At 73.8% G+C, this 20,446-nt stretch carries 21 protein-coding genes; 14 read left to right on the top strand and 7 right to left on the bottom strand.

Annotated elements, in window-relative coordinates; genetic code table 11:
- Positions 1-696: a leucyl/phenylalanyl-tRNA--protein transferase gene (aat, locus tag VMF51_RS24140; protein WP_325477039.1), complete on the top strand. Its 696-nt coding sequence runs from the start codon at positions 1-3 to the stop codon at positions 694-696.
- Between the two features lie 81 nt (positions 697-777).
- Here aat and VMF51_RS24135 read toward each other — a convergent pair whose 3' ends face one another.
- Complete coding sequence (locus VMF51_RS24135; protein WP_325477038.1) at positions 778-1,107, bottom strand: rhodanese-like domain-containing protein; 330 nt, start codon at positions 1,105-1,107, stop codon at positions 778-780.
- 13 nt (positions 1,108-1,120) lie between these two features.
- Positions 1,121-1,987 (bottom strand): Fpg/Nei family DNA glycosylase, encoded by an 867-nt coding sequence (locus tag VMF51_RS24130; RefSeq protein WP_325477037.1) that lies wholly within the window; start codon positions 1,985-1,987, stop codon positions 1,121-1,123.
- A gap of 58 nt (positions 1,988-2,045) precedes the next feature.
- On the opposite strand from VMF51_RS24130, the gene VMF51_RS24125 reads away from it, so the two are divergent.
- The 7 genes from VMF51_RS24125 to VMF51_RS24095 all read left to right on the top strand — a co-directional run bounded on the left by VMF51_RS24125 (position 2,046) and on the right by VMF51_RS24095 (position 7,929).
- Positions 2,046-2,315, top strand: a complete 270-nt coding sequence (locus VMF51_RS24125; protein WP_325477036.1) for a hypothetical protein — start codon at positions 2,046-2,048, stop codon at positions 2,313-2,315.
- Between the two features lie 21 nt (positions 2,316-2,336).
- Positions 2,337-3,530: an ATP-binding protein gene (locus VMF51_RS24120; protein ID WP_325477035.1), complete on the top strand. Its 1,194-nt coding sequence runs from the start codon at positions 2,337-2,339 to the stop codon at positions 3,528-3,530.
- A 5-nt stretch (positions 3,531-3,535) separates the two neighbouring features.
- Positions 3,536-4,324 (top strand): glycerophosphodiester phosphodiesterase family protein, encoded by a 789-nt coding sequence (locus tag VMF51_RS24115; RefSeq protein WP_325477034.1) that lies wholly within the window; start codon positions 3,536-3,538, stop codon positions 4,322-4,324.
- A 10-nt stretch (positions 4,325-4,334) separates the two neighbouring features.
- A complete protein-coding gene (locus tag VMF51_RS24110; RefSeq protein WP_325477033.1) occupies positions 4,335-5,294 on the top strand; it encodes a DUF5926 family protein in 960 nt (319 codons plus the stop codon).
- 67 nt (positions 5,295-5,361) lie between these two features.
- Positions 5,362-5,862, top strand: a complete 501-nt coding sequence (locus tag VMF51_RS24105) for a SigE family RNA polymerase sigma factor (RefSeq protein ID WP_325477032.1) — start codon at positions 5,362-5,364, stop codon at positions 5,860-5,862.
- Positions 5,859-6,944 carry a hypothetical protein gene (locus VMF51_RS24100; RefSeq protein WP_325477031.1) on the top strand — a complete coding sequence of 362 codons (1,086 nt, stop codon included), beginning with the start codon at positions 5,859-5,861 and terminating at the stop codon, positions 6,942-6,944. Before VMF51_RS24105 ends, VMF51_RS24100 begins: the two co-directional genes overlap by 4 nt.
- 37 nt (positions 6,945-6,981) lie before the next feature.
- Entirely contained in the window at positions 6,982-7,929 is a 948-nt protein-coding gene (locus tag VMF51_RS24095) for a hypothetical protein (protein WP_325477030.1), read from the top strand.
- 8 nt (positions 7,930-7,937) lie between these two features.
- Here the strand turns inward: VMF51_RS24095 and VMF51_RS24090 are convergent, their stop codons facing one another.
- The 5 genes from VMF51_RS24090 to VMF51_RS24070 form a co-directional block, all read right to left on the bottom strand.
- Entirely contained in the window at positions 7,938-9,161 is a 1,224-nt protein-coding gene (locus VMF51_RS24090) for an arginine deiminase (protein ID WP_325477029.1), read from the bottom strand.
- Between the two features lie 35 nt (positions 9,162-9,196).
- Positions 9,197-9,799 (bottom strand): TMEM165/GDT1 family protein, encoded by a 603-nt coding sequence (locus tag VMF51_RS24085; RefSeq protein WP_325477028.1) that lies wholly within the window; start codon positions 9,797-9,799, stop codon positions 9,197-9,199.
- Positions 9,799-10,986 (bottom strand): nickel pincer cofactor biosynthesis protein LarC, encoded by a 1,188-nt coding sequence (gene larC, locus VMF51_RS24080; RefSeq protein ID WP_325477027.1) that lies wholly within the window; start codon positions 10,984-10,986, stop codon positions 9,799-9,801. The genes VMF51_RS24085 and larC overlap by 1 nt, the downstream gene beginning before the upstream one ends.
- On the bottom strand, positions 10,983-11,669 hold the full coding sequence (larB, locus tag VMF51_RS24075) for a nickel pincer cofactor biosynthesis protein LarB (protein ID WP_325477026.1): 687 nt from the start codon (positions 11,667-11,669) through the stop codon (positions 10,983-10,985). Before larB ends, larC begins: the two co-directional genes overlap by 4 nt.
- A 178-nt stretch (positions 11,670-11,847) precedes the next feature.
- Positions 11,848-12,687 carry a prephenate dehydratase gene (locus VMF51_RS24070; protein ID WP_325477025.1) on the bottom strand — a complete coding sequence of 280 codons (840 nt, stop codon included), beginning with the start codon at positions 12,685-12,687 and terminating at the stop codon, positions 11,848-11,850.
- 22 nt (positions 12,688-12,709) lie between these two features.
- Here VMF51_RS24070 and VMF51_RS24065 point away from each other — a divergent pair, with 22 nt between their 5' ends.
- From VMF51_RS24065 to VMF51_RS24040, 6 genes are all read left to right on the top strand, one after another.
- On the top strand, positions 12,710-13,117 hold the full coding sequence (locus tag VMF51_RS24065; RefSeq protein WP_325477024.1) for a DUF4446 family protein: 408 nt from the start codon (positions 12,710-12,712) through the stop codon (positions 13,115-13,117).
- A 5-nt stretch (positions 13,118-13,122) separates the two neighbouring features.
- Entirely contained in the window at positions 13,123-13,899 is a 777-nt protein-coding gene (locus tag VMF51_RS24060; RefSeq protein ID WP_325477023.1) for an EI24 domain-containing protein, read from the top strand.
- A gap of 73 nt (positions 13,900-13,972) precedes the next feature.
- Positions 13,973-15,991, top strand: coding sequence for a fibronectin type III domain-containing protein (locus VMF51_RS24055; RefSeq protein ID WP_325477022.1), 2,019 nt, complete (start codon positions 13,973-13,975; stop codon positions 15,989-15,991).
- A gap of 20 nt (positions 15,992-16,011) precedes the next feature.
- Positions 16,012-17,856, top strand: coding sequence for a fibronectin type III domain-containing protein (locus VMF51_RS24050; RefSeq protein ID WP_325477021.1), 1,845 nt, complete (start codon positions 16,012-16,014; stop codon positions 17,854-17,856).
- 129 nt (positions 17,857-17,985) lie between these two features.
- Positions 17,986-19,353, top strand: coding sequence for a hemolysin family protein (locus tag VMF51_RS24045; protein ID WP_325477020.1), 1,368 nt, complete (start codon positions 17,986-17,988; stop codon positions 19,351-19,353).
- Positions 19,353-20,372: a hemolysin family protein gene (locus VMF51_RS24040; protein WP_325477019.1), complete on the top strand. Its 1,020-nt coding sequence runs from the start codon at positions 19,353-19,355 to the stop codon at positions 20,370-20,372. Before VMF51_RS24045 ends, VMF51_RS24040 begins: the two co-directional genes overlap by 1 nt.
- Positions 20,373-20,446: the final 74 nt, after the last annotated feature.

Genomic DNA, 20,446 nt, shown 5'->3' with positions numbered 1-20,446 from the left:
GTGCCGACCGAGCCACCGCCGACGACGTGGGTGCTGCCCGATCCGAGCATCGTCACCACCGGCGGCCTCGGAGACCTCGACGATCTCGTCGCCATCGGGGCCGACCTCGAGCCCGGCACCCTGCTGTCGGCCTACCGCACCGGGCTGTTCCCGATGCCCGGTCCACGACGCGACGACCCGGCGTACTGGTTCTGCCCCGTCGAGCGCGGTGTGCTGCCGCTCGACTGCCTGCAGGTCTCCCGCTCGCTGCGGCGATCCGCGCGGGACTTCGAGATCCGCGTGAACACCGCCTTCGACGAGGTGGTCGCCGGCTGCGCCGACCCGCGCCGGCCCCAGGGCTGGATCGACCGCGACATCCGCCGTGCCTACGGCCGCCTGCACGAGCTCGGCTGGGCGCACTCGGTCGAGACGTGGCGCGACGGCCGGCTCGTGGGCGGCCTGTACGGCGTCGCCCTCGGCGGCCTGTTCGCCGGCGAGTCGATGTTCCACCGCGAGCGGGACGCCTCGAAGGTCGCCCTGCTCGGGCTGGTCGAGCTGCTCCGCGACGAGCACGCCGACCGCCGCCTGATCGACGTGCAGTGGCAGACCCCGCACCTGGAGTCGATGGGCGTGATGGAGGTGCCGCGGGCGTCGTACCTGTCGATGTTGCCGTGGGTGCTGGACGTGCCGCTGCCGGAGGTGTTCGGGGGCGAGTGAGGCGGATTCGCCGGTCCACCGGGGAACCTGGACGTTCTGCGCCGAGATTCTCCCGCAGAACGTCAGGGTCCGACGCAGAGGTCAGACGACCTGCGGCGGCTGGCCGGTCTCGCTGACCATCGGCCGGCCGGCCGCGGCCCAGTCGAGCATCCCGCCGTCGAGGTTGACCGCGTCGTACCCCTGCTGCGCCAGCCAGCCGACGGCCTGCGCGGACCGTCCGCCGACCTTGCACACCACGAGCACCTGCCCGTCCGGTACGTCGCCGAGGCGCTGCGGCAGGTCCATCAGCGGGATGTGCACCGCGCCCTCGATGTGCGCGTGCTCCCACTCGACCGGCTCGCGGACGTCGAGGACTCCCAGCCCCTCCGGGAGCGGGTTCGGGACGCCGTCGATCGAGACCGTGGGGATCATGACGCCACGGTACCTACTTCAGCAGCCTGCTCATCCGCCGGTCGGCGAGCGGCTTGCCGCCGGTCTGGCAGGTGGGGCAGTACTGCAGCGAGGAGTCGGCGAAGGAGACCTCGCGCACGGTGTCGCCGCAGACCGGGCAGGGCTTCCCGGTCTGGCCGTGCACGGCCAGGTGGGACTTCTTCTCGCCCTTCAGCTCGCTGGCGGCCAGCCCGCGCGATCGCTCGACGGCGTCGCCGACGGTGCCGCGGATGGCGGCGTACAGGGTCTCCAGGTCCTCGCCCTCGATGCTCGAGGCCGGCTTGTACGGCGACATCCGCGCCGCGTGCAGGATCTCGTCGGAGTACGCGTTGCCGATGCCGGCGATGGTGCCCTGGTGGCGCAGCACGCCCTTGACCTGCTTGCGTCCCTCGCGCTGCAGGATCGCGCCGAGCACGTCGACGGTGAAGTCGTCGGTGAGCGGGTCGGGGCCGAGGGAGGCGATGCCGGGGACGTCCTGGGGGTCGCGGACGAGGTACATGGCCAGACTCTTGCGGGTGCCGGCCTCGGTGATGTCGAGCCCGGACTGGTCGTCGAGGACGATCCGGACGGCCAGCGTCGACTTGGTGCTCGGCTTCGGCGGGATCGTCGGCACCTCGTCGCGCCAGCGCACCCACCCGGCGCGGGCGAGGTGGAGGACCAGATGGACGCCGGAGGCCTCGATGTCGAGGAACTTGCCGTGCCGGGTGACGTCGTCGACCAGCGTCCCCTCGATCGCGCTCAGCGGGGGATCGAAGGTCTTCAGCGCGCTGAACTGCGCGACGTGCACCTTCGTGATGGCGCGCCCGTCCAGCCGGCCCCTCAGATCGAGGGCCAGCGCCTCGACCTCGGGCAGCTCGGGCACGCTGCCGATTGTAGGGAGATCCCCTGACAACCGTGGGGAAGCGGGAGCATGATGGGGCATGGCCGCCACCCGCCCGCTCCCGCACCTGGGGTCGATCTTCCTCGACGCCCGCGGTGGCGACCGCGCCCTGCGGGTCTCCTGGCACCACGAGTCCGGCCTCGTCGTGCTGTCGCTGTGGCGCGACAACGTGTGCGCGGGCTCGTTCCGGCTCGCGGTCGACGAGGTGCCCGACCTGATCGAGATGCTGCGCACCGGCCTCGACGTGGCGTACGACGCCGCGCTCGGCGATCGGGTGGGCGACACGGCGCCGGTCTACGAAATCTCCTAGACGTCCCGATACGGTCCGATCGTGGACCCGATCCGGAACCCGTACGCGCCCGGCGCCGGCCAGCGCCCGCCCGAGCTCGCCGGCCGCGACGAGCAGCTCCGGGCCTTCGACGTGGTGCTGGAGCGGGTCTCCCGGGGCCGTCCCGAGCGCTCGCTGGTGCTCACCGGCCTGCGCGGGGTCGGCAAGACGGTGCTGCTGAACGCGCTGCGCTCGGCGGCGGTACGCCGCGGCTGGGGCACCGGCAAGCTCGAGGCCCGCCCCGACCAGTCCCTGCGTCGGCCGCTGTCCTCCGCGCTGCACCAGGCGGTGCGGGAACTGGGTCATCCGGATCCCGAGTCGGCGGACCACGTCCTCGGCGTACTCCGCTCCTTCGCGCAGCGTGAGGCCGGCCCGGACGCCAAGCTGCGGGACCGCTGGAGCCCTGGGATCGACGTACCTGCCGTGCGCGGCCGCGCCGACTCCGGCGACATCGAGATCGACCTGGTCGAGCTGCTGACCGACGTGGGCGGGCTCGCCGCCGACACCGGGCGCGGGATGGCGGTCTTCATCGACGAGATGCAGGACCTGGGCGCCGACGACGTGTCGGCGCTGTGCGCGGCCTGCCACGAGCTGTCGCAGAACGGGCTGCCGGTGATCGTCGTCGGCGCCGGCCTGCCGCACCTGCCGGCCGTGCTGTCGGCGAGCAAGTCGTACTCCGAGCGGCTCTTCTCCTACCAGCGCATCGACCGCCTCTCCCGCGAGGAGTCCGACCGCGCCCTGTCGTCGCCGGCCGCCCAGGAGGACGCGGCGTACGACGAGGCGGCGCTCACCGCGCTCTACGACGCGACCAGCGGTTATCCCTACTTCATCCAGGCCTACGGCAAGGCGGCCTGGGACGTCGCCCCGCGCAGCCCGATCACCGCCGCGGACGTGGCGGTCGCGGGGCCGGAGGCGGAACGCGAGCTGGCCGTCGGCTTCTTCGGATCGCGCTACGAGCGGGCGACGCCGGGGGAGCGGGAGTACCTCCGCGCCATGGCCGACACCGCCGGCCCCGACGCGGACGCGGTCGGCTCGGTCGGTACGGCGGAGGTCGCCGCCCTGCTCGGCAAGAAGCCCCAGTCCCTCTCGCCCGCCCGCGACTCGCTGCTGAAGAAGGGCCTGATCTACTCCGGCGAGCGCGGCCGGATCGCCTTCACGGTGCCGCACTTCGGGCGGTACCTGCGCGAGCAGGGCTAGCCCCCATGAGGCCGCAGGTCGTCGCGCACCGCGGCGCGAGCCACGACAACGCCGAGCACACCCTGGGCGCGTACGTCGCCGCGCTGGACGCGGGTGCCGAGGGGCTGGAGTGCGACGTCCGGCTGACGGCGGACGGGCACCTGGTCTGCGTGCACGACCGGGACCTGCGCCGTACCGCAAGCCACCGGGGAACGGTCTCGACGATGGAGCTCGCCGACCTGGCCGAGCTGGACTTCGCGTCGTGGAAGAACCCGTGGGCCGACCTCGACGACGAGGCGCCGCAGCGGGACGAGGAGCACGACCGGGTGCTCACGCTGCGCAAGCTGCTGGAGGTGGTCGCCGACTACGACCGGCGCATCGAGGTGGCGATCGAGACCAAGCACCCCACGCGGTACGGCGGGCTCGTGGAGAAGCGCGTCGTCGAGCAGCTGCGCGACTTCCGCTGGGACCAGCCCGGTACGCCGGCCCGGGTGATGAGCTTCTCCTACACCGCGCTGCAGCGGGTCGAGCGGATGGCACCGGACGTCCCGCTGGTGATGCTGCTCGACAAGGCGTCGTACTGGCCGATGCTGCGCCGGGTCATCGGCCGGGACTGGATCGTGGGTCCGGGCATCGACGAGCTGACCGAGCACCCGCGGCTCGGCCCCCGGATCACGCGCGCCGGCCACGCCATGCACGTGTGGACGGTGAACACCCGCGCGCAGCTCGACCTGTGCGTCGAGCTGGGGGTGCGGGCGGTGATCAGCGACCGCCCCGCGTACCTGCTCGACCTGCTCGACGGCGATGACGTCTAGGCTCCCCGCCATGGCGAAGAAGTCCCGCACCAAGGCCCGTGACCTCAAGGACGGCGCTGCGCCGCTCGCTGACGGCGAGGTCGGCCCCCGGCAGCCCTGCCCGTGCGGCTCGGGCAAGCGCTACAAGGCCTGCCACGGCGCGCCCGGCGGCGCGGCGACGGCGTACGTCGGCCGGCCGTTCGAGGGCCTGCCGTCGGAGTGCGACATCGTCGCGCTGCGCGAGCTGGTGCCGGCGGCGACCGCGCCGCTGACCCTGAAGGACGGCGGCGACCGCACGGTGCTGCTGTGCTCGCTGCTGCCGATGGCGGCGCCGGCGATGGTCCGCGACAGCGGCGAGGTGTGGCTCGGGCTGCAGGTGCAGCACTCGTTCGGCGACCCGTCGCGCGACCTGGGCGCGGTGCTGACCGCCGCGCTGGAGCAGGCCGAGCGCGGCGAGTCCGGCATCGTCGGGCTGACCACCGACCCCGGAGCGGGACCGCGGCTGCAGGACCTGGTGACGGGCGACTCGCTCGACATCACCGTGCACGAGGGTTTCGAGTACTGGGTCGCCGACGTCGAGGACCAGTCCGGCACGGAGGCCGCGCTGGAGCAGGCCAACGCCTCGGTGCACCCCACCGCCAAGCTGACGAGCGTGCCGTCGGCGTACTGGACGAACGTCGGCAGCAAGGAGCACCTGCGCTGGGTGATGCCCGAGCCCGAGGACCAGCTCCTCGACGCGCTCGCGCGCCTGCACGCGGCCGGCCAGGACGTCCTGGTGCCGGACTCGCGGCTGGTCGGCATGTTCCGCGCCCACGGCCTGCTGGTCCCCGTCTGGGACCTGCCGGTCGGCACCGGCCCGGAGGCCCTCGAGGAGCCGGCCGATAAGTTCGCGACGGCGCTCGCGACGGCGCTCGCCGACACCTCCGACCTCACCACCGAGCAGCGCTCGGCCCGCAGCGGGCTGGCGAACCGGCAGGTCACGATCCGCTGACGGGTCGCCGCCGCTCCGGCACCGACTGAACCGCCCGCACTCCCGCGGCGTCTGGTAGGTCATGGACGTGACGACGGTGGCCGAGGACGGTCGGACGGGCTCCTACGAGGAGTTCGTGGCCGCCCGCTCGGCGACCCTGTTCCGGACGGCGTACCTGCTCGCCGGCAGCCGTCCCGACGCCGAGGACCTGCTCCAGGTCACGCTGGTGAAGGTGTACGGCGGCTGGAGCCGCGTCACCCGCGCCGCCTCGCCGGAGGCGTACGCGCGCCGCATCCTGGTCAACGCGTTCGTGTCGTCGCGGCGGCCTGCCCGGTTCACCCGCGAGCGGCTCGTGCACACGCCACCGGACGACGCGGTCCACGACCCCGACCCGGACGACCGGCTGGACCTGTGGCCCCTCGTCCGCGCCCTGCCGCCGCGGCAGCGCGCCGTCGTGGTGCTCCGCTACTACGAGGGACTGAGCGAGCGCGAGATCGCCGAGGAGCTGCGGATCGCGCCCGGCACCGTCAAGTCCACCTGCTCGGCCGCCCTGCGGTCGCTGCGCGAGACGATGGGAGAGCGGGCATGAACGACCTGGAGCAGCGCCTCGCCGACGAGCTCGGTGCGGTCGCGACCGAGCTGCGTACTCCCCGCGTCGCGGTCCCGGGCCTGGTCGCCGCCGGCCGTCGGGAGCGGGTACGCCGCCGCTCGGCCGTCGCCGGTCTGGTCGTCGCCGCCGTGGCGGTCGTCGCGACGAGCTCGGTCGCCGGGCTGCGCGGAGACCACGACCGGGCGGTCGAGCCCGCGCCGGCACCGGTCGTCGACGACCTCGCGCGCCCGCTCTCCCTGCCGTGGTGGGAGACGATCGACGATCAGGACGACCCGGACATGGGAGTGCTGCATGCCGCGGGGTCCGAGACGCCGTTCCGGGCGACCGACGTCCGATATCTGCAGGGTCGGACCTTCGTCGGGAACGACGCTCAGTGGTGGTGGGAGCTGGTGGAGGGCGCCTTGGAACCTGTGGCGGACCTCCCGCTCACGGGACCACCCGTAGTCGGTCCCGACAGCGCCCGGCTCTGGGTGGAGGACACCGGGACCGACTACGGGGTCGGCGTCGCACTGCGGGACGGGAGCGGCACCGCGTTCTCGTTGCCACCGGGCGAGCGGCCGCTGGCCATCGGCCTGACCGAGGACGGCCGGTTGCTGATGACCCGGGGTGCCGAGGTCTTCCTCGGACGGGACGGTCGACGGGGTCCGACGCCCGTGCTCGGGGTGCCCGAGGGAGCCGAGATCGCTGCCCGTGCGGGAGGCTTCGCGCTATACGCCGGCGGCCGGGTGGTGGCGGGACGGATCGACGACACCGGTCGGATCTACCAGGAATGGGGCACCGACGGTGACGGCGCGGGCGTCTGGTCGGACGACGGCGAGCGGTACGCCGAGGCATCCGACGGCGAGGTCCGGGTCGCGACCAGGTCCGGCGAGACCGGCGTACCCCTCGACGCGGACCTGCTGCGGGTCGTCGGCTGGGAGAGCGAGACCGAGGTGGTGGTCGCGCAGTGGATCGAGGTCGACGGGGCCGTGACCGGCGTATGGCGCTGCTCCACCAGCGAGGTGCGGTGCGCCGAGGTGGCGGACGCGCCGAACGGCAAGGCGCTGCTGCCGGGGTTGTGACAACTTTCCGCGGCCCGGACGCGTCCCCTCGTGCGTGATGCGGATCCTGCCTGCGACGCTGGTCGCCCTGTTCGCGCTGTCCGGATGCGGAGAGGTGGCCGCACCCGCGTCCGAGCCGGACCGGGTGGCGGCACCTCCCGCCAACCCGACGTCGCCGGCGTACGCGGCCCTTCCGGAGGGCCCGCCGACCGGCGTGCCGTGGTGGCACGACGGGGTGCTGCACGTCGACGGCACCACGATCCGCACCCGGCTGAGCATGATCGTGCACCGCGGCGGGACGACCGTGGTCGGGCGGACGAGGATCGGGCACGGGGCGGAATGGCACCTGGTCCGGGAGGGGGACCTGGTGCCCCTGGTGACCGGCGCGGCCCCGATCAACCCGCTGGTCGGTACGGACGGGCGCCGGGTGGCGTGGACCGAGGTCGACGACGAGCTGCAGCGGATCACGGCGTACGACGTGGCCTCGGGGCGCGTGGCCGGGACCTGGACGACGGACGAGCCGGTCAGTCCCCACGAGCGGGTGGGTGCCGTGACCGTGCGCGGGATCCGCGCCGACGGGCGGGTGCTGCTGACGGCGGTGCGGGACCGGGCGCGGTGGTGGGGGGCCTGGACTCCGGGCGAGGAGCCGGAGACGGTGCGCGAGGAGACAGCCGTCCTGGAACCCTGGCCCGGCGGCCCGGTCTGGCCTCGAACCGTGCCGCCGATCGAAGGCGGAACCTGGTCTGACGACGGGCGCCGGTATGCCTATCAGAGTGGTGGCTGGAGCGTGGCGGGAGTCGACGGTGAGGAGGTCGGGCTGCGTACGCCCGCGGGCGTCCTGGCCGGGCTGATCGCGTGGGAGTCGCCGACGAGCATCCTCCTCGAGGCCCACGGGTCGCAGCGCCGACTCGGCCTGTTGCGCTGCGACGCCACGACCGGTGCCTGCGAGCGCGTCCGCGGTGGACCGGGCTCGGCCGCGATGCTTCCGGACCCCTACCTTCCCTGAGCCGGGGCTCAGGCCGGCAGCGGATCCCGCGTGACCGGGCAGCTCATGCACCGCGGCCCGCCGCGGCCGGAGCCGAGCTCGGAGCCGGCGATCCGGACGACCTCGATGCCGGCGTCCTCGAGGCGCGCGTTGGTCTCGTCGTTGCGCTCGTAGGCGACGGCGACGCGGGGGGCGAGGGCGAGGGTGTTGTTGCCGTCGTCCCACTGCTCGCGCTCGGCGGTGACCGGGTCGAGGCCGGTGTCGATCTGGTGCAGGGTGTCGATCTGCATCGCCTTGGCCGCGGCGACCAGGAACGGCTCGGCGTCGGCCACGCGGAGGGTCAGCCCGGAGTCGTCGTCGGCGGCGACCGTGACGGCGTGGGCCTGGAGCGAGTCGGCGACGTTGGGGTACATCACGATCTTGTCGACGTCGACCATCGTGCAGACCGTGTCGAGGTGCATGGTCGCCCGCTCCTGGGCGATCGGGACGGCGAGCACGGTGTGGGCCAGGCCGGCCTCGAACGCCTGGCGGGCGAACCGCTCGACGCCGGCGGGCGTCGTACGCTCCCCGACGCCGACGGCGATCACGCCCGGCGCGAGGAGGAGTACGTCGCCGCCCTCGACGTACTCGCTGTGCCAGCCGTGGATCCGGCTGGTGCCCGCGAAGCGCGGATGTCGGGTGTAGATCAGCTCGGTCAGCTGGGTCTCGCGCTTGCGGGCGGGCATCGACAGGGAGGTGATGGCCACCCGGTCGCGGACCCAGACGCTGGAGTCGCGGGTGAAGAGCAGGTTGGGCAGCGGGTCGACGAGGAAGTCGTGGGGGTCGAGCAGCGCGGTGACCAGCCCGAAGCCGCCACGCACCTCGTCGTTGCGGATGCCGGCGGTGAGGTAGCCGGTCAGCTCGGCCGGGGACGCCTCCCGCAGGAAGCCGGCCAGGTAGCCGCGCATCGTGTCGCCGAGGTGCAGCCCGGACAGCGCCGAGGTGATGGCGTCGTCGCGCGCCTCCGCGCTCTCCAGGGTCTCGGTGAGCAGGTCGGTGAGGTAGAGGACCTCGACGTCGCGCGCGCGCAGCGCCTCGGCGAACGCGTCGTGCTCGTCCTGCGCGCGGGCCACCCATGGGATGCCGTCGAAGAGCAGGCGGTCGTTGTTGCGCGGGGTGAGGCGCCGCAGCTCGTTGCCCGGGCGGTGGAGCAGGACCGTCCGCAGGCGGCCGACCTCGCTGCTCGCGCCGTGCGCGGCGCCCGGGGACGTCATGACCCGACTGTAGACCGGGGTGCCGACGGTCCGCCTCAGCCGAGCAGCTCCCACAGCACCAGCCCGAGCAGCACCAGGCAGACCGTGCCGCCGATGGCGAAGAGCACGTGCAGCTTGATCCGCTGCATCAGCCACCGCCCCGCGAGGACGGCGAGGCCGCTGACCGCGAGCAGGGCGCCGAGGGCGCCGAGCCAGACCTCGAACGGCGCCTCGTAGCGCGCGACCAGCGAGATCGTCAGCAGCTGGGACAGGTCGCCCCACTCGGCTGCGAAGAGGACCAGGAACGACGCCACCACGGCCCCGAACCCGGTCGCGGGCTTGGCCTTCTCGACGAACTCCGAGCCGTCGTCCGCCTCCGCCTCACGTCGGTGCGCCCGCGACTCGCGGAACAGCAGCACCGCCCCGATCCCGAACATCACGGCGGCGGCCGCCTGGACCACGGACTCCGGCAGGAACGACACCGCGTGACCGAGCAGCACCGCGACGGTCGTCTGGACGGCGAACGCCAGCCCGACCCCGATCCACACCAGGATCGGCCGGTACCGGGTCGCCAGCACCAGCGTCGCCAGGAAGGTCTTGTCCGGCAGCTCGACCAGGAAGATCGCGCCGAAGGTGAGCGCGAGGGCACCGAGATCCATCAGGCGTGCTCCGCCCAGAACGTCGCGCGCGCGTCCTCGAGGACGTCGCGGGCCGGGCGGCCGAGGGCGACCGCGGCGCGCGCGACGTCGTCGTACTCCGGTTGAGCGTTGACGACGCGGCCCTCGAGCCGGGCGACCTTCACCGACACGACCTGACCGCCCACGACGACGTCGACGTGCGCGCGGTCCAGCGCCCGCTTGGTGACGGCGTGCTCGCGCAGGCCGATGGTGGTGGTCTCGCGGAACACCACGTCGCGTACGCCGGCCGCCCGCTCGGGCGCGACGAGGACGTGCAGGGTGTGGGCCGGCCGGCCCTTCTTCATCAGGATCGGCGTCAGCCAGGCGTCGGCGGCACCGGCCGCGAGCAGCGCGTCCAGCACCGTCGGCCACAGCCGGGGGTCGAGGTCGTCGACGTTGGCTTCGAGGACGAGCTCGGTGGTCACCTCGGTCGCTCTCTCGACGGGACCGCCGACCATCAGCCGCAGGACGTTCGCGTGCCCCTCGGGATCGCGGCCGCCGGCGCCGACGCCGACCGTCTCGGTCACCATCGGCGGCTGCGGACCCCACGAGGTCGCGACGGCGGTGAGGACGGCCGCACCCGTGGGCGTGCACAGCTCCATAGCGGGAGCGCCGGGAGGGCCGGCGTACGACGGGACGCCGCGCAGCAGCTCGGCGACCGCGGGCGGCGGGACGGGGAGGGTGCCGTGGGCGGCCCGGATCGTGCCGGAGCCGACCGCGACCGGGCTGATAACGACCGTCTCGGCGCCCAGGTGCACCAGGCCGGCGGCCACCCCGACGACGTCGGCGATGGCGTCGAGCGCGCCGACCTCGTGGAAGTGCACCTCGTCGGCGGGTACGCCGTGCACCGCGCCCTCGGCGACCGCGAGGCGCTCGAAGACCCGCTGGGCCAGGTCGCGCACCGCGATGTCGAGGTCGGCGCGGTCGAGCAGCGTGCGGACGTCGCGCCAGGTCCGGTGGTGGTGGGACTCCGCGACCGCGACGTGGCAGCGGGTCGCGGCGAGGCCGTTGCGGGTGACCCGCTCCAGGCTCAGCGCCACCGGTTCCGGTGCCACCGCGTCGACGGCCGCCTGCAGCACCTCGAGAGGTACGCCGGCCCCCGCGAGGGCGCCGAGCAGCATGTCGCCGCTGGCCCCGGAGGAGGCGTCGAACCAGAGCATGCGGCTCATCGCCGCGCCGACTGACGGGCGACCCGGGCGGCGAACACGCCCGCGCCGTACCCGTTGTCGATGTTCACGACCGTGACGCCGGGGGCGCAGGAGTTGAGCATGGCCAGCAGGGCGGTGACGCCGCCGAGCGAGGCGCCGTACCCGACGCTCGTGGGGACGGCGACCAGGGGTACGCCGGTCAGCCCGCCGACGACCGACGGCAGCGCGCCCTCCATGCCCGCGACGACGACCAGGCAGTCGGCCTCCGCGAGCCGGTCGCGGACGCCGAGGACGCGGTGCAGGCCCGCGACGCCGACGTCGTCGATGCGGTCCACACCGCCGCCGTGCACCCGGATGGTCAGCGCGGCCTCGGCGGCGACCGGGGCGTCGGAGGTGCCGGCGCTGACGACCGCGACGGTGCCGACGGGCGTCGGCAGCGGCCCGAGGGTGACCGCCCGGGCGACCGGGTCGAGCGCGGCGCCGGGCAGGTCGCGGGCGACCACCGCGAGCGCATCGGGGGAGAGCCGGGTGGCGAGCACCGCGCGGTCGGGGTGCCGCTCGTGCAGGGTCCGCAGGATCGCCACGACCTGGTCGGGCGTCTTGCCCTCGCCGTACACGACCTCGGGGTCCCCGGTGCGCGCCGCGCGGTCGACATCGACGCGGGCGAAGCCGAGATCGGCGGTACGGCGGTCGGGCTGGTCCACCCCGGAAATCTATCCGGCGTCACCCGGGCCGGTGCGCGGGGCCGGTCCGCTCGCCGGTACGCCGCCAGGGGTGCCGATTGGTCACCAACGACAACTCAGCGCCGGAATAGTTGCCGTTTGGTCACCAATCGCGCCCCCTGCGGGCGCGGGCCGACGGCGCCCCCGGCAGGCTGAACCCTCAGGAGCGGAACGCGTCCGCGGGATAGACGCCCAGGATCTTCACCTCGGTGGTGAAGAACTGCAGCTCCTCGAGCGCCCGGGCGAGCCCGGGGTCGGCGGGGTGGCCGTCGACCTCGGCGAGGAACTGGGTGGCGGTGAACTTGCCGTCCACCATGTAGCTCTCCAGCTTGGTCATGTTCACGCCGTTGGTCGCGAAGCCGCCGAGCGCCTTGTAGAGGGCGGCCGGCAGGTTGCGGACGTTGAAGATGAAGCTGGTGACGACCGGGCCGTTGCCCGGCGCGGCCTCGACGAGCTCGCGGGAGAGCACGACGAAGCGGGTGGTGTTGTGGTCCTCGTCCTCGACGTCCTGCGCAAGGATCTCCAGGCCGTAGATCTCCGCGGCCAGCGGCGGCGAGATGGCCGCCTGGGTCGGGTCGGCCGCCTCGGCGACCTCGCGGGCCGCGCCCGCGGTGTCGCCCGAGATGACCGGCTTCAGGCCGTGCTCGCGGATGATCTTGCGGCACTGGCCGAGGGCGTGGACGTGGCTGTGCACGGTGCTGATGTCCGACAGCGTGGCCCCCGGCACCGCCATCAGGTGGAACCGGATCCGCAGGAAGTGCTCGGCCACGATGTGCAGCCCGGACGCGGGCAGGAAGTGGTGGATGTCGGCCACCCGGCCGGCGATCGAGTTGTCGATCGGGATCATCGCCAGGTCGGCCTCGCCGGCTTCGACGGCGGCGAAGACGTCCTCGAACGACGCGCACGGCAGCGACTCCCAGTCGGGGTAGTGCTGCACGCACACCTGGTGGGAGTTGGCGCCGGGCTCGCCCTGGTAGGCGATGCGTCGTCGATCGGTCACGCCGGAAGTCTAGGGTCGGGGAGTGGACGTGCTCGCCGTGCTCTCGTTGGTCGTCGCGCTGATCGCGCTGGTCCTGTCCCTGGTGGTGCTCCGCCAGGCGCGCGCGGGACGTCGTACGCCGACCGCCGACGCGCTCCCCGAGGACGTGCACGGCCTGCGCCAGGAGGTCGCCGCCCTGCGCGCCGAGGCCAAGGACGCGCTGCGCCACCTGGCCGTCGTGCGGTACGACGCGTTCGGCGACATGGGCGGTCACCTGTCCTGGTCGGTGGCACTGCTGGACGACTCGGGTCACGGGGTCGTACTCACGTCCATCCACGGCCGCTCCGAGGCCCGGACCTACGCCAAGAGCATCGTCGGCTGGACCTGCGACCAGCAGCTGTCGCCGGAGGAGCTGGAGGCCATCGAGCACGCGCGCCCCCGGAAGCGCTGACCGGCATGGGCGGACCCCTCGGCGGACCCGTCGGCTTCGCGCAGGGGGCGGCGTACGTCGTGAAGGGCTTCGGCCTGTGGCGCACCCGGCCCGGGCTGATGCTGCTGGGCATGGTGCCGGCCCTGATCGTGCTGGTCCTGGTGGGCGGGTCGCTGGTCGCGCTGGCGCTCACGGTGAGCGACCTGGTGGCCTGGCTGACGCCGTTCGCCGACGGCTGGGGCACGGGCGCGACCGTGCTGCGTCTCGGGCTGGCGGTCCTGACCGTCGTCGGGGCCGTCCTGCTCGCGATCGCGACCTTCACCGCCCTCACCCTGGCGATCGGCGACCCCTTCTACGAGCGGATCTGGAAGGAGACCGAGCTCATGCTGGGCGGCGACGTGCCGGACGAGGGTCCGGGCTTCTGGCGGTCGGTGCGCGACGGCCTGGTGCTGATGGCGTACGGCCTGCTCACCGCCGTCGTGCTGATCGTCATCGGCTTCCTTCCCGTCGTCGGCGCGATCGCCGGTGTGGCGCTGGGCTTCGTGGTGGCCGGCCGGGTGCTCGCCGGCGAGCTCGTCAGCCGTCCGCTGGAGGCCCGCGGGCTGGACCGCGCCGCCCGCCGCGACCTGCTGCGCCCCCACCGGTCGGCCGTCCTCGGGCTCGGCCTGGCGACCCAGGCGTTCTTCCTCGTCCCGTTCGGCGCCGTCGCCGTGATGCCCGCCGCCGTCGCCGGCTCGACGATGCTCGCCCGCGACGTGCTCGACCGGGTGCCGGCCCGCTCGCCGTCGGGACGACCAGGCTGAGGGCGGTTCACCCCGAAGGGTGGAAGGACGTCCGTGCGCTCACGATCGTCCGAAGGGTGCCGATCCAGGGGACATGCTGTCTTCAGATCAGGTGCGTCCCGCGGCCAAGGGCGAGCGCTTCGGAGCCACGCGTCGGCGTACCGGGATGGCCGTCGCCACCGTCACCGCGCTGGTGGCCAGCGGTGCCGCCGTCGTCCTCACCGCGCCGGCGGCATTGGCCGCCCCCGTGGCCTGCATCGACGGCGCGACGCCGGCCGTGCAGGACTCGGTGACGTGTACGACGGCCGGCAGCTACACCATCGCCGTGCCCGCCGGGACCACCGACATGGACATCGCGGTGGTCGGCGCCGGCGGCGGCGCCGGCTATCCCGCGCGCTTGCACGTCGGTGGTGACGCCGGCGTGGTCACCGGCCTGCTGAGCCTCCCGTCGGGCACCGCCTACCTGCGGGTGATCGTCGGTGCCGCGGGTCGCGGCAACAACAACGGCCTCGGCTACGGTGGCGGCGGGTCGGGCATCATCGCGCTCGACACCAACCAGAACCTGATCGCCAAGCTGGCGATCGCCGGCGGCGGTGGCGGTGGCGCCTACAACGGCGACGGCGGCGACGCCGGGTTCGCCGGGACGAGCGAGAACCCGGGGCTCGCCGCGGGCGGCCAGCCGGGCAACGGCCCCACGGGTGGTGCGGGCGGCGCCGGCAACTACTCCGCCGGTGCGCCCGGCGGGAGCAACAACCCGACGACGCCCACGATCGCCGCGGGCGGTGCCGGCGGCACGTACCCGAACAACTCGGCCGGCGGCAGCGGCGGCGGAGGATACGGCGGCGGTGGCGGCGGCGCCACGGGCAACCAGGGCATCCTGAACATCTACGAGGCCGGCGGCGGCGGCGGGTCCTCGCTGGCGTCGGTCTTCGTCGGCGACGCGGACATCGCGGTCCAGCCCGGCACCGGCGGCATCCAGCTGCCCGGCCTGGTCGCCGGCGACGGCGCGGTCGGCTCGGTCATGATGACCTTCAACGGGCTCGCCGTCCCCGGCGCGCCCACCGGCGTCACCGCAGCTCCGGGTGACGGCGAGGCGACGGTGTCGTTCACCGCACCCGCCAACGACGGTGGCTCGGCGATCACGTCGTACACGGTGACGGCCGACCCGGGTGGCGAGTCCGCGACCTGCCCCGGCAGCCCCTGCACGGTCGACGGCCTGGACAACGGGACGTCGTACACGTTCACCGTTCACGCCACCAACGAGAACGGCGACTCCGCCGCGTCCGCGGCCTCGACAGCGGTCACGCCGGCGACGACGCCCGGTGCCCCGACCGGCGTGTCGGCCCTGGCCGGCGACGGTGAGGCGACGGTGTCCTTCACCGCGCCCGCCGGCAACGGCGGCTCGGCGGTCACGTCGTACACGGTGACGGCCGACCCGGGTGGCGAGTCCGCGACCTGCCCCGGCAGCCCCTGCACCGTCGACGGCCTGGACAACGGCACGGCGTACACCTTCACGGCCGTGGCGACCAACGAGATCGGCGACTCCGCCGAGTCCGCTCCGTCGAGCGCGGTGACTCCCGTCGGCGCGCCCGGCGTGCCCACGAGCGTGTCGGCCCAGCCCGGGAACGGCGAGGCGGAGGTGTCCTTCACCGCCCCGGGGAAGGACGGCGGCACCCCGATCACGTCCTACACGGTGACGGCCGACCCGGGCGGGGAGTCCGCGACATGCGCCGGCAGCCCGTGCACGGTCGAGGGTCTCGACAACGGGACGGCGTACACGTTCACGGTCCACGCGACCAACGAGGTCGGCGACTCCGCTGAGTCGGACGCCTCGACCGCGGTCACCCCGGCCACGACGCCCGGTGCTCCGACCGGCGTGTCGGCCCAGCCGGGCGACGGCGAGGCGCAGGTCTCGTTCACCGCACCGTCCGGCAACGGCGGCTCGGCCATCACGTCCTACACCGTGACCGCGAGCCCGGGTGACGCGACGGCGACGTGTGCGGGCAGCCCGTGCACGGTCGACGGCCTGGACAACGGGACGGCGTACACCTTCACGGTCGTGGCGACCAACGAGGTCGGCGACTCCGCCGCTCGGACGCGTCGGCCGCGGTGACCCCGGTCCGAGTGCCGGGCGTGCCCACGCACGTGTCGGCCCAGCCCGGGAACGGCGAGGCGGAGGTGTCCTTCACCGCCCCGGGGACCGACGGCGGCACCCCGATCACGTCCTACACGGTGACGGCCGACCCGGGCGGGGAGTCCGCGACGTGCGCCGGCAGCCCGTGCACGGTCGAGGGTCTCGACAACGGGACGGCGTACACCTTCACGGTCGTGGCGACCAACGAGGTCGGCGACTCTCCCGAGTCGGACGCCTCGACCGCGGTCACCCCGGCCACGACGCCCGGTGCCCCGATCCACGTCTCGGCCCAGGCCGGCGACGGCGAGGCGCAGGTCTCGTTCACCGCGCCGTCCGGCAACGGCGGCTCCACGATCACGTCCTACACCGTGACCGCGAGCCCCGGTGAGGCGACGGCGACGTGCGCGGACAGCCCGTGCACGGTCGAGGGCCTGGACAACGGCACGGCGTACACCTTCACGGTCGTGGCGACCAACGAGGTCGGCGACTCTCCCGAGTCGGACGCCTCGACCGCCGTGACCCCCGTCGGCGCGCCCGGCGCGCCCACGCACGTGTCGGCGCAGGGCGGCCACGGTACGGCGGAGGTCTCGTTCACCGCTCCGGAGTACGACGGCGGCAGCCCGATCACCTCCTACACGGTCACGGCGAGCCCGGGCGAGGCGACGGCGACGTGCCCCGACAGCCCGTGCACGGTCGAGGGTCTCGACAACGGCACGGCGTACACCTTCACGGTCCACGCGACCAACGAGGTGGGCGACTCCGCCGAGTCGGCGGCGTCGACGGAGGTCACCCCGGCCACGGCTCCGGGCGTGCCGACGAACGTGTCGGCCCAGCGGGGCAACCGCGAGGCGCAGGTCTCGTTCACCGCTCCGGAGTACGACGGTGGCGCGGCGGTCACGTCGTACACGGTGTCGGCCCACCCGGGCGGCGCGGGTGCGACCTGCCCCGTCAGCCCGTGCCTCGTCCGCGGTCTGCGCAACGGGACGGCGTACTCCTTCACCGTCGTCGCCACCAACCGGGCCGGCGGCTCGGCGGCCTCGGACCCGTCGGCGAAGGTGACTCCCGTCGGCGTCCCGGGCGCGCCCACCCGCGCGTCCGTGAAGGCCGGCGACCGCAAGGCGGTCGTCACGTTCGCCGCCCCGTCGGACGACGGCGGATCGCCGGTCACCTCCTACACGGTGACCTCGCGCCCGGCGGGCGTCACGAGGACCTGCGCCGCCAGCCCCTGCACCGTCGGCGGGCTGCGCAACGGCACGAGCTACCGGTTCACGGTCCAGGCCACCAACGCGAACGGCGACTCGCTCGAGTCCGCTCCGACGCGCGCGGTGCGGCCCGTCGCGGCGACGCGGTGGTACCGCGACCCACTGAGCCGCGAGCAGCGCCGGAAGCTGGCCCCGGTCCCGTCGGACCCGAAGCGGATCGGCGGTCCCGCGCGGGCGACCAGGGCGCTGCACCGCGCCTCCGACGGAACGCTGGCCGTTGCGCCGCGCCAGGTCCGCGGACGCCAGCTCAGCGCCGGACAGGCCGTGCAGCTGACCGGGCTCTTCCGGTTCGACTCGGCGAAGCTCACCCCGGCCGGACGTCAGAAGCTGGCGGCCGTCGCCCGCAGCCTGAAGCGGGTCCGTGCCGTCACCTGCGAGGGGTACGCCGACTACGCCGGCAACCTGAGCAACGAGCAGCGGCTGTCGGTGAAGCGGGCGCAGAAGGTGTGCGCGGTCCTGGAGCGGCGGCGCGACGTGAGGACCCGCACGGTCGGGTTCGGTCCGCAGCGCCCGGTCATGATCGGCGGCACCGCCCCGGAGCGCGGTGCCAACCGCCGGGTGGACCTGCTCGTCCGCCGGTGAGGCTGGATCCCGGGAGTACCCGCGCGCGGAACTCCCGGGATCCCCCGCTCGTTTACCGTGGACCATGCGCAAGAAGAAGCCTCGACGATCCCAGGCCGCCCGACTCGCTCCGACTGAGGCGGGTGGCCGATGATCACGATCCTCTCCCTCCTCCTGGGCCTGCTGGTGGTGCTGGCGATCACCGCCGCCACCGGCTACTTCGTGGCCCAGGAGTTCGCCTACATGGCGGTCGACCGCTCGCGGCTCAAGGCCCGGGCCGCCGCCGGTGACGCCGACGCCGAGCGCGCGCTGCGGGTCACCCGCCGTACGTCGTTCATGCTGTCCGGCGCCCAGCTCGGCATCACCGTCACCGGCCTGCTCGTCGGGTACGTCGCCGAGCCGCTGATCGGCGACTCGCTCGGCGAGATGCTGGGCGGCGTCGGCGTGCCCACGGCCGTCGGCGTCGCGATCGGCACCGTGCTGGCCCTGGCGTTCTCGACCATCGTGCAGATGCTCTTCGGCGAGCTGTTCCCCAAGAACCTCGCCATCGCGCGGCCCGAGCCGGTCGCGGACAAGCTGGCCCGCTCGACGCTCGGCTACCTGAAGGTGACCGGCCCGCTGATCTGGGTCTTCGACCAGTCCTCGAACCTGCTGCTGCGCGCCCTGCGCATCGAGCCGGTCCACGACGTGGAGCACTCCGCGACCGCCCGCGACCTCGAGCACATCGTCGCGGACTCGCGCGAGACCGGGGACCTGCCGGCCGAGCTGTCCGTGCTCCTCGACCGGGTGCTGGACTTCCCGACCCGCGACGTCGAGCACGCGATGGTGCCCCGGACCCGGGTCGACGTGGTCGCGGCCGGGACCCCCGTCGCCGACGTACGACGGCTGATGGGCACCGGCCACTCGCGCTACCCCGTGACCGACGCCGAGCAGGGGGTCGTCGGGGTCGTCCACCTCATCGACGTGCTCGACGCGGCGCCCGGCGCCACGCTCGACCAGGTGGCCCGGCCGCCGCTCGTCGTCCCGACCCGGATGGCGCTGCCCGACGCGCTCGAGGAGCTCGCGCGCACGCGCAACGAGCTCGCGGCCGTCGTCGACGAGTACGGCGGCTTCGTCGGCGTGCTCACGCTCGAGGACCTGGCCGAGGAGCTGGTCGGCGAGCTGACCGACGAGCACGACGGCCTCGACGAGGGCGCGCCGATCGCGCTCGACGACGCGGGCGACTCCTGGCTGGTGCCGGGCGACCTGCCGCTCGACGAGGTCGAGCGGACCCTCGACCAGGACCTGCCGGAGGGTGACTACCAGACCCTCGGCGGCCTGGTCATCGCCCAGCTCGGGCGGCTGCCCGAGGCCGGCACGGTGGTCATCGTGCCCCTGCCCGACGATCCCGGCGACCTGGTCCACGACGAGGAGCCGACGCCGCGCGTCGCGCGCATCGAGGTGGTCGAGGTCGAGCAGCACGTCCCGGCCCTGCTGCGGGTCACGCTCGAGGAGCGCGCCGCCGAGGAGGAGTCCTGATGGAGAACCCTGTCGTGGTGGCCGTCGCCACCGTCGTGATCATCGCCCTGAGCGCGTTCTTCGTCGCCGTCGAGTTCGCCCTGATGGCGGCCAAGAAGCACCGTCTCGAGGACGCGGCCGCGTCGAGCCGCTCCGCCCGCGCCGCGCTGCGCAGCTCCTCGGAGCTCACCGTGCTGCTGGCCGGCTCCCAGCTCGGCATCACCGTCAGCGTGCTGGCGCTCGGTGCCATCACCAAGCCGGCCGTCCACCACTGGCTGACGCCGCTGTTCGAGGGCTGGGGCGTCGCGCTCTGGCTGGCCGACGTGGCGGGCTTCGTGCTCGCGCTGATCGTGGTGACCTTCCTGCACCTCGTGGTCGGCGAGATGGCGCCCAAGTCGTGGGCGATCGCCCACCCGGAGCGGTCCGCCACGCTGCTCGCGATCCCGATGCGCGGCTTCATGTTCCTCACCCGCCCGCTGCTGCGCGGGCTGAACGACGCCGCCAACTGGTGCCTGCGCAAGGTGGGCGTCGAGCCCGTCGACGAGATGGGCGCCGGGCAGGACCCGGCCGGGCTGCGTCAGCTGGTCGAGCACTCCGCGAACGTCGGCGCCCTGGACGCGTCGTACTCCGCCCAGCTGTCGGGGGCGCTGGAGCTCGAGACGCTGACCCTGGGCGACCTGCTGCGCGGCACCCCGCTCACCGCCGTACCCGAGGGGGCGCGGGTCGCCGACGTGCAGGACGCCAGCCGGCGTACCGGCCACCTGCGGATCCTGGTCGGCGACACCCGGCACCCGGTCGGGGTCGTCCACGTCCGCGACACGCTGGAGCAGGCCGAGGACACGGGCATCGCGGCCCTCACCCGCCCGGTGCTGGCCCTCCCGGCCGACACCCGGGTGTACGCCGCGCTCGCGCGGATGCGGGAGACCAGCAACCAGCTGGCCCTGGTCACCGACCCCGCCGACGGCGACCGGCTGCAGGGCCTGGTGACCATCGCCGACCTGCTCCGCCGCCTGTTCCCTCTCCGCGAGCAGACCGCCTAGCCGCCAGAAGTCACCGCCGAGTCGGCAGAAGTTACCCGTCGAGTCGGCAGAACTTGCAGACAACCCGTCAGCAA

This window comes from Nocardioides sp., from assembly GCF_035503875.1.
Lineage (GTDB): Bacteria > Actinomycetota > Actinomycetes > Propionibacteriales > Nocardioidaceae > Nocardioides.
This window is presented reverse-complemented; position numbering and strand designations above follow the sequence as displayed.

Bases quoted from the DNA above. Each gene is read 5' to 3' on its own strand.
- VMF51_RS24125 (WP_325477036.1), top strand. From the start codon at position 2,046: ATGGCCGCCACCCGCCCGCTCCCGCACCTGGGGTCGATCTTCCTCGAC.
- larC (WP_325477027.1), bottom strand. From the start codon at position 10,986: ATGAGCCGCATGCTCTGGTTCGACGCCTCCTCCGGGGCCAGCGGCGAC.
- VMF51_RS24090 (WP_325477029.1), bottom strand. From the start codon at position 9,161: ATGACGTCCCCGGGCGCCGCGCACGGCGCGAGCAGCGAGGTCGGCCGC.
- VMF51_RS24135 (WP_325477038.1), bottom strand. From the start codon at position 1,107: ATGATCCCCACGGTCTCGATCGACGGCGTCCCGAACCCGCTCCCGGAG.
- VMF51_RS24040 (WP_325477019.1), top strand. From the start codon at position 19,353: ATGGAGAACCCTGTCGTGGTGGCCGTCGCCACCGTCGTGATCATCGCC.
- VMF51_RS24055 (WP_325477022.1), top strand. From the start codon at position 13,973: ATGCTGTCTTCAGATCAGGTGCGTCCCGCGGCCAAGGGCGAGCGCTTC.
- VMF51_RS24110 (WP_325477033.1), top strand. From the start codon at position 4,335: ATGGCGAAGAAGTCCCGCACCAAGGCCCGTGACCTCAAGGACGGCGCT.
- VMF51_RS24095 (WP_325477030.1), top strand. From the start codon at position 6,982: ATGCGGATCCTGCCTGCGACGCTGGTCGCCCTGTTCGCGCTGTCCGGA.
- VMF51_RS24045 (WP_325477020.1), top strand. From the start codon at position 17,986: ATGATCACGATCCTCTCCCTCCTCCTGGGCCTGCTGGTGGTGCTGGCG.
- VMF51_RS24115 (WP_325477034.1), top strand. From the start codon at position 3,536: ATGAGGCCGCAGGTCGTCGCGCACCGCGGCGCGAGCCACGACAACGCC.
- VMF51_RS24060 (WP_325477023.1), top strand. From the start codon at position 13,123: ATGGGCGGACCCCTCGGCGGACCCGTCGGCTTCGCGCAGGGGGCGGCG.
- VMF51_RS24100 (WP_325477031.1), top strand. From the start codon at position 5,859: ATGAACGACCTGGAGCAGCGCCTCGCCGACGAGCTCGGTGCGGTCGCG.
- VMF51_RS24085 (WP_325477028.1), bottom strand. From the start codon at position 9,799: ATGGATCTCGGTGCCCTCGCGCTCACCTTCGGCGCGATCTTCCTGGTC.